Origin of the sequence: Streptomyces sp. (assembly GCF_050698815.1) — a bacterium.
In the GTDB taxonomy this organism is placed as follows: domain Bacteria; phylum Actinomycetota; class Actinomycetes; order Streptomycetales; family Streptomycetaceae; genus Streptomyces.
Window position 1 is genome coordinate 1 of the sequence record NZ_JBOHCV010000177.1, and the last position, 7,927, is coordinate 7,927.

Sequence of the window (7,927 nt, forward strand, 5' to 3'; positions counted from 1 at the left end):
ACCAGCCCGTGGTCCGCCGCCGCCCGGATCAGCTCCGCCGCGGACGGCGAGGGCGCCGCGGCGGCCGCTTCCTCCCAGGCCGGCCGGTCGGGACCGGGGTCCTGCGACGGCGGTGTGCGGGTGCTGATCAACCGTGCCAGGCCGTCCGCCAGGCTCTCCTCCGCCAAGGCGTACCGGTCCAGTCCCAGCAGCAGGTTCACCGGCCGTTCCTCGGCCGTCCCCTCGGACTCCCCGGCAGCCGCTCCGCCGCCCCCCGGCATGGCGTCGAGCGAATCCTCGAAGACGAGCACCGCTCCCGCGTCGACGGCGGTCCGCACCGCCTCGTCCGGATCCGGAACCGCGTGCTGGGACAGCCCCTCGGCGAGGGCGGCGGGCTCCAGCGCGGTGTGTCCCGCCAGTGCCGCACGTTCCAGCAGCCAGCCCACCAGGGCCTGGGCGCGGCGCTCGTCGGCCGGGCCGGACTCCGCGCCCAGCAGGCCGCGGGCGAATCCGTCCGCCTGCTCCGGCCGTACGCCCGGGGTGGCGAGCAGCTGCCACGGGTCGGCGCGCAGCACCTCGGCGGCCTGCTCGCCGAGCGACTCCACGACACGGACGGCCAGCGCCTCCGGTGCGCCCCCCTCGGTGAGTACCGCCCGCACCTCATCGGGCACCGGGACGGGGCCGCTCCGCGCGAGTTCAGCGGTGGACGCGGGGCGGATGGCGGATGGTGGGGGTGAGGCGGATGAGGTGGGTGCGGCAGGGCGCGGAGCCGTGCCGCGCTCGGGCCCGGGCCCGGGCGCGGTGAAGAAGGACGCGGCGGGGCGTTCGCCGCTCTCCACCGCCCGTACCGCCGCGAGGAGTTCGGCTGCCTTGTCGTCCGTCACAGCTCGCTCCAGTCCTGGTCGGGATAGCGGTGCACCGGAGCCGACACATCGTCCAGCGCCCGGCAGATCTCGTCAGGAAGACTAAGTCCCTCCACTGACAGCGCCTCGGTGAGCTGCTGCGATGTCCGGGCCCCGACGATCGGCGCGGCGACGCCCGGGCGGTCCCGTACCCAGGCCAGTGCCACCTGCAGCGGGGTGACGGCCAGTCCGTCGGCCGCCGTCGACACCGCGTCCACGATGCGGGCGGCGGCCCCGTCGAGATACGGGGCGACGAACGGCGCCAGGTGCGCGGACGCCCCCCGCGAATCGGGCGGCGCGGCGTCCTTGCGGTACTTGCCCGTCAGCACACCGCGTCCCAGCGGGGAGGAGGGCAGCAGCCCGAGACCGAGGTCGAGCGCGGCGGGCAGCACTTCGCGTTCGACGCCGCGCTGCAGCAGCGAGTACTCCATCTGGGTGCTGGACAGCCGGGTGCGCGTCCGGTCTGCCGCGAGCTGCCAGGTGGCGGCCTTGGCGAGCTGCCATCCGCTGAAGTTGGACACTCCCACGTAACGGGCGCGGCCGGTGCTCACCGCGATGTCGAGGGCCTGGAGAGTCTCGTCCAGCGGTGTCGCGGGGTCGAAGGCGTGCACCTGCCACAGGTCCACGTAGTCGGTACGGAGCCGCTCGAGCGAGGCGTCGAGCGCGGCGAGAAGGTGACCGCGTGATCCGTCGAAGCGGCGGTCCGGGTCCGGCACACTGCCCGCCTTGGTGGCGATCACCAGGTCCCGGCGCGGTACGAGCGCTTCCGACAGCCGTCCCAGGAGGTACTCGGCGCCTCCGTCCGCGTAGACGTCGGCGGTGTCCACCAGCGTGCCGCCCGCCTCCCAGAACGTCTTGAGCTGATCGGCGGCGTCCCGTTCCCCGGTGTCCCGCGCCCAGGTGAGGGTGCCGAGCCCGAATCGGGATACGCGCAGGCCGGTGCGGCCCAGGTGCCTTGCCTCCATGTGCGTTGAGGTTACTTGCGGCCGCACGCTAGAGTCCCGGGGACAGAGACGTTACTGATGGGTAAGGGGACCGCATGCGGCTTGGCATCAATCTTGGCTACTGGGGCGCGGGGATGGACGCGGACAACCTCGCGGTCGCCCAGGAGGCCGACCGGCTCGGCTACGCCGTGTGCTGGGCCGCGGAGGCCTACGGTTCCGACGCTCCCACCGTGCTCTCCTGGGTGGCCGCGCAGACCGAGCACATCGACGTCGGCTCGGGGATCTTCCAGATCCCGGCCCGTACACCCGCGATGACCGCCATGACGGCGGCCACGCTCGACTCGCTTTCCGGTGGCCGCTTCCGGCTCGGTCTCGGCGTCTCGGGGCCGCAGGTCTCCGAGGGCTGGTACGGCGTGAAGTTCGACAAGCCGCTCTCCCGCACCCGCGAGTACGTCGAGATCATCCGCAAGGCCATGTCGCGGGAACGGCTCAGCCACCAGGGGCAGCACTGGACCCTGCCGTTGCCCGACGGCCCGGGCAAGCCCCTCAAGCTCACGGTGCATCCGGTACGCGAGGAGATCCCGCTCTACATCGCCGCCATCGGCCCCAAGAATCTCGAGCAGACCGGTGAGATCGCCGACGGCGCCCTGCTGATCTTCTTCTCGCCCGAACACGCGGAGGAGACCACTCTCCAGCACCTGCGCGCGGGACGGGAGAAGGCCGGCAAGGGCAGGAACCTCGCGGGCTTCGACGTCTGCCCGACCGTGCCGATGGCCGTCGGGGACGACATTCCCGCACTGGCCGACCAGTTCCGCCCCTACACAGCGCTGTACGTCGGCGGCATGGGCAGCCGCAAGCAGAACTTCTACAACCGGCTCGCCCAGCGCATGGGTTACGAGCGCGAGGCGGCAGCGATCCAGGACGCGTACCTGGCGGGCGACAAGGACGACGCCGCCGCGGCCGTGCCCCATGAACTCATCGACTCCACCACCCTCCTCGGCCCCGTCGAGCGGATCGCGGACCGGATGCGGGGCTACGCCGAGGCCGGGGTGACCACCCTCTCCCTCGCGCCCGCGGGCTTCGTGCTCGAGGAGCGCATCAGCGGGCTGCGGGCCGGAGTGGCGGCCCTGGAGCGGGCCGGGCTGGCCTAGCAGCGGCCCAGGACATGCCTACGGCCGTGGTGGGGGCTCGGGGGTCTACCCCGCCACGGCCGTTACGCAGCACAACGCGCCGGCGCCCCAGGGGTTACGTGGTTGTCCGGACCGCCGCCCCGGCACAGCCACCTGACCGTCACATCCAGCCACGGCGCTTGAAGAGACGGAACAGCACCAGGCACGCGCCCGCGATCAGCCCCAGCACCGCCGGATAGGCCCACACCTGACCCAGCTCCGGCATGTGCTCGAAGTTCATTCCGTAGACCCCGGCGATCGCCGTCGGGACCGCGAACATCGCGGCCCAGGCGGAGATCTTGCGCATGTTGTCGTTCTGCCGCACACCCATCTGCGCGAGATTCGCGGAGAGGATGTCGGACAGCAGTCTGTCGAGACCGTCCACTTGTTCGTTCACGCGGGCCAAGTGGTCGTTGACGTCGCGGAAGAAGGGCCGCGAGTCCTCGGCCACGAACGGCACTCCCGCACCCGTCAGCCGCTCCAGCGGTTCGGCCAGTGGACCGGTGGCCCGGCGGAAGCCGAGCACCTGCCGCTTGAAGCCGTAGATGCGGCCCGCCGTGTCCCGGGCAAGCTGACCGCCGGGAGAGAAGACCTCCTCCTCCAGCCCGTCGAGGTCTATCTGGAGTGCCGCCGCGACGTCCAGGTACTGGTCCACGATGGCGTCGCTCACCGCGTACATCACGGCGGTCGGCCCGTGCCGCAGCACATCCGGGTCCTTCTCCAGCCGGTCGCGCACCTCGCCCAGCGGGTTGGCCTCACCGTGCCGCACGGTCACCACGAAGGAGTCCCCGACGAACAGCATCAGCTCACCGGTGGAGAGGGTCGTCGAGGATTCGTCGTAGGAGGCGGGCTTGAGCACCAGGAAGAGGGAGTCCGAATAGACCTCCAGCTTCGGCCGCTGGTGCGCGTGGAGAGCGTCCTCCACGGCGAGCGGATGGAGCCCGAATTCGCTGGTCACGAGATCGAACTCCGCCTCGGTCGGCTCGTGCAGGCCGATCCACAGAAAGGCGTCTCCTACTTCCCGCGCTTCGTCCAGCGCGTCGGAGTAGTCCGACGGACGCTCCATGCGGCGTCCGTCCCGGTAGATGGCACAGTCCACGATCACGAGAGGCAATTCTGCCCTGACGGCGCACACTCAACCACCCGGTGGTCCGGGGCGGCGGACTCACGGGCCGACCCGGCCCCCATGTCGCCGGCGCACCAGGTCGTTAGGGTTGTGGGCATGCCCACGCTCATCCTCGTACGGCACGGCCGCTCCACCGCCAACACCGCCGGACTGCTCGCGGGCCGTGCTCCGGGTGTCGCCCTGGACGAGCACGGGCTGGCACAGGCCGGGGCACTGCCCGGGCGGCTGAGCGCGCTGCCGCTGGCCGCGCTGGTCAGCAGTCCACTGCAGCGCTGCCGGGAAACACTCGAACCACTGGTCACGGCCCGCCCCGGACTGCCCCTGCACACCGAGGACGGCATCTCCGAGTGTGACTACGGCGACTGGAGCGGGCGGAAGCTGGCCGAGCTGGGCGACGAGCCGCTGATGACCACCGTGCAGCAGCACCCGTCCGCGGCCGCGTTCCCCGGCGGCGAATCGATGCGCGGCATGCAGACCCGGGCGGTCGAGGCCGTACGCGGCTGGAACGCCCGGATCGAGGCGGAGCACGGAGCGGACGCGCTGTACGCGATGTGCACGCACGGAGACATCATCAAGTCGATCGTGGCGGACGCACTCGGCATGCACCTGGACCTCTTCCAGCGCATCGCTGTCGGGCCCTGCTCGCTCACGGTCATCCGGTACACCGCGCTGCGGCCCTTCCTGCTGCGGCTGGGCGAGACTGGTGAACTGGACTCCCTCGCACCCGCGGAGCCGGACTCAGCCCACGGGGCGGATGCCGGTACGGGTGACAAAAGCCATGACCACAGTGGCAACGCGACGGTGGGAGGCGGCGCTTAAGCACGATGATCGGCACGCGCAGTAGGGTGCCATTGACCGACCAGACGTCAACGACAACGGAGCAGGACGTGTCCCGTCAGGTGTTCCTCTACGACCCGCCGGACCGATTCATCGCCGGTACGGTCGGCCTGCCAGGACGGCGCAGCTTCTACCTCCAGGCGTCGGCCTCGGGACGCACCACCAGCGTCGCCCTGGAGAAGGCACAGGTCGAGGCACTGGCCGAACGGATCGACGAGCTGCTCGACGAGGTGGTCCGGCGCTCCGGCGGGAACGCGCCCGTGCCGGCCGTGGCACCCACCGAGATCGACGACACCGCCCCACTGGAGACGCCCGTCGACGAGGAGTTCCGGGTGGGCACCATGGCGCTCGCCTGGGACGGGGACGGTGAGCGGATGGTGGTGGAGGCGCAAGCCATCGTCGAGCTGGAGGCCGATTCCGACGAGGACCTCGCGGAGGCCGAGGAGCGGCTGCTCCAGGACGATGAGAACGGCCCGCCGATGCTGCGGGTGCGGCTGGAGGGCACCATGGCGCGTGCCTTCGCCAAGCGGGCGCTGGATGTCGTGAACGCCGGCCGCCCGCCCTGTCCCCTGTGCAGCCTGCCGCTCGACCCGGAAGGACACGTGTGTCCGCGTCAGAACGGATACCGGCGCGGCGAATGAGCGAGGCATCCGGATCCGGTTCTCCGCCGCGCCGGGGGCGGTTGACCGCCTCGCTCGCGGACGAGCGGACCCGTACCCATCTCGCGCTCGGCACGCTGACCGTACGCGGCCGGATCCGGGAGGCCTCCAACGCGGTCCTGTTCGGCGAGGTCGAACACGAGGGACGCGGGCTGCCCTGCGTCTACAAGCCGGTGGCCGGCGAGCGCCCGCTGTGGGACTTCCCCGACGGCACCCTCGCGCAGCGTGAGGTGGCGGCGTACGAGGTCTCCCGTGCCGGCGGCTGGGACCTGATCCCGGCCACGGTGCTGCGGGACGGGCCGTACGGCGAGGGCATGTGCCAGGCGTGGCTCGGCCCGCTGCCCGGCACCGACGGCACTGACGACAGCGACGGCACCGACGCCGCCGAGGACCCGACTGAGCCGGGTGCCGAGCAACTGCTCGGGCTCGTCGAGGGGGACGAGCCGGGGGAGGGGTGGAAACCGGTCGGCTTCGTGGACATCGGCGAGGGACGCACCGCACTGCTGGTGCACGCCGACGACACACGGCTGCGACGCCTCGCGGTCCTGGACGCGGTCATCAACAACGGCGACCGCAAGGGCGGCCACCTGCTGCCCGTTCCCGGCGGGCGGCTGTACGCCATCGACCACGGCGTCACCTTCCACGTCGACGACAAACTGCGCACCCTGCTGTGGGGCTGGGCTGGGGAGGAGCTGACCGCCGAGGCCGCCGCGATGCTGCGCGGGCTGTCGGCCGCGCTGAGTGAGGGAGCGCCGCTCGCCGTCCGGCTGGCCGGGCTGGTCACCGCCGCCGAACTCGACGCGGTACGCAAGCGCACCGACGCGCTGTGCAGCTCCGGGCGGCATCCGCTGCCCAGCGGCGACTGGCCCGCCATCCCCTGGCCGCCTGTTTGATTCTGTCTGGGCACGGGGCACGGGGCACGGGGGGCTTCCCGGACGCCAGGTCAAGACCGTCTATCCGGCCATTCCCGCGGGGCCTCCCCGGACCATCCCCGTCCCGTCACGATGTTGAACAGCTGTCCGGGTTAGGCTCAGGGAATGCATGCCTGGCCCGCTTCCGAGGTCCCCGCCCTGCCCGGTCAGGGCCGCGACCTGGAGATCCACGACACCGCGACCGACGGCCGTGTCACCCTCGCCCCCGGTCCCGTCGCCCGTATCTACGTCTGCGGCATCACCCCGTACGACGCGACCCATCTGGGGCACGCGGCGACCTATAACGCGTTCGACCTCGTCCAGCGCGTGTGGCTCGACACCAAGCGGCAGGTTCACTACATACAGAACGTCACCGACATCGACGATCCACTGCTGGAACGTGCCGAGGCCACAGGTGACGAATGGTCCGCGCTGGCTGAGCGCGAAACTGCCCTGTTCCGCGAGGACATGACGGCCCTGCGGATGCTGCCGCCACGGCACTTCATCGGTGCCGTCGAGTCGATCCCGCGCATCGTCCCGCTGGTCGAGCGGCTCCGCGACCAGGGCGCGGCGTACGAGCTGGAGGGGGACGTCTACTTCTCCGTCGACGCGGACACCCACTTCGGCGAGGTCTCACGGCTCGATGCGGAGACCATGCGGCTGCTGTCCGCCGAGCGCGGCGGCGACCCCGAGCGGCCGGGCAAGAAGAGCCCACTCGATCCGATGCTGTGGCGCGCCGCCCGCGACGGGGAACCGCAATGGGACGGCGGCTCGCTCGGCCCCGGGCGTCCCGGCTGGCACATCGAGTGTGTGGCCATCGCTCTGGAACACCTCGGCATGGGCTTCGACGTCCAGGGCGGCGGCTCGGACCTCGCCTTCCCCCACCACGAGATGGGCGCATCGCACGCCCAGGCACTCACCGGCGAACATCCCTTCGCGCAGACCTACGTGCACGCCGGGATGGTCGGCCTGAACGGCGAGAAGATGTCGAAGTCCAAGGGCAACCTGGTCTTCGTCTCGCAATTGCGCCGCGACGGAGTCGACCCCGCCGCGATCCGGCTCGTCCTGCTCTCACGCCACTACCGCGAGGACTGGGAGTACACGGGCACGGTCCTCGACGAGGCCCGCTCCCGGCTCGCCCGGTGGCGCGCCGCTGTCTCCCGCCCCGACGGACCGCCCGCCGAAGCCATGGTGGACGAGGTACGGGCGGCGCTGGCAGACGACCTGAACGCACCCGCCGCGCTGGAAGCTGTCGACCGCTGGGCGGCGGCACAGGAATCCGGAGGCGGTACGGACACGGGAGCGCCCGGTCTGGCCTCGCGCGCGGTGGACGCGCTGCTGGGGGTCGCGCTCTAGGCGCTCCAGCAACTGCCCGGCCCCGTCGGACAGTTCGGAAGGGG

Annotated in this window: 8 protein-coding genes; 5 read left to right on the forward strand and 3 right to left on the reverse strand. The window is 71.5% G+C overall.

The annotated features are described in order from the left end of the window. Positions 1-863 (reverse strand): helix-hairpin-helix domain-containing protein (locus tag ACRDP3_RS06595; RefSeq protein ID WP_431515881.1); only part of this gene is annotated, 863 nt, incomplete at its 3' end. After that, on the reverse strand, positions 860-1,846 hold the full coding sequence (locus ACRDP3_RS06600; RefSeq protein WP_431515882.1) for an aldo/keto reductase: 987 nt from the start codon (positions 1,844-1,846) through the stop codon (positions 860-862). The genes ACRDP3_RS06595 and ACRDP3_RS06600, both read right to left, overlap by 4 nt. A gap of 74 nt (positions 1,847-1,920) precedes the next feature. Here ACRDP3_RS06600 and ACRDP3_RS06605 point away from each other — a divergent pair, with 74 nt between their 5' ends. Further along, a complete protein-coding gene (locus ACRDP3_RS06605) occupies positions 1,921-2,976 on the forward strand; it encodes an LLM class F420-dependent oxidoreductase (RefSeq protein WP_431515883.1) in 1,056 nt (351 codons plus the stop codon). A 139-nt stretch (positions 2,977-3,115) separates the two neighbouring features. Here the strand turns inward: ACRDP3_RS06605 and ACRDP3_RS06610 are convergent, their stop codons facing one another. Continuing rightward, positions 3,116-4,108: a magnesium and cobalt transport protein CorA gene (locus ACRDP3_RS06610; protein WP_431515884.1), complete on the reverse strand. Its 993-nt coding sequence runs from the start codon at positions 4,106-4,108 to the stop codon at positions 3,116-3,118. Between the two features lie 108 nt (positions 4,109-4,216). On the opposite strand from ACRDP3_RS06610, the gene ACRDP3_RS06615 reads away from it, so the two are divergent. From ACRDP3_RS06615 to mshC, 4 genes are all read left to right on the forward strand, one after another. Further along, positions 4,217-4,939, forward strand: a complete 723-nt coding sequence (locus ACRDP3_RS06615) for a histidine phosphatase family protein (protein ID WP_431515885.1) — start codon at positions 4,217-4,219, stop codon at positions 4,937-4,939. Between the two features lie 68 nt (positions 4,940-5,007). Beyond that, positions 5,008-5,598, forward strand: a complete 591-nt coding sequence (locus ACRDP3_RS06620) for a DUF3090 domain-containing protein (protein WP_431515886.1) — start codon at positions 5,008-5,010, stop codon at positions 5,596-5,598. Beyond that, positions 5,595-6,509 carry an SCO1664 family protein gene (locus ACRDP3_RS06625; RefSeq protein WP_431515887.1) on the forward strand — a complete coding sequence of 305 codons (915 nt, stop codon included), beginning with the start codon at positions 5,595-5,597 and terminating at the stop codon, positions 6,507-6,509. Before ACRDP3_RS06620 ends, ACRDP3_RS06625 begins: the two co-directional genes overlap by 4 nt. 144 nt (positions 6,510-6,653) lie before the next feature. Further along, positions 6,654-7,883: a cysteine--1-D-myo-inosityl 2-amino-2-deoxy-alpha-D-glucopyranoside ligase gene (mshC, locus tag ACRDP3_RS06630; protein ID WP_431515888.1), complete on the forward strand. Its 1,230-nt coding sequence runs from the start codon at positions 6,654-6,656 to the stop codon at positions 7,881-7,883. Positions 7,884-7,927 lie beyond the last annotated feature (44 nt).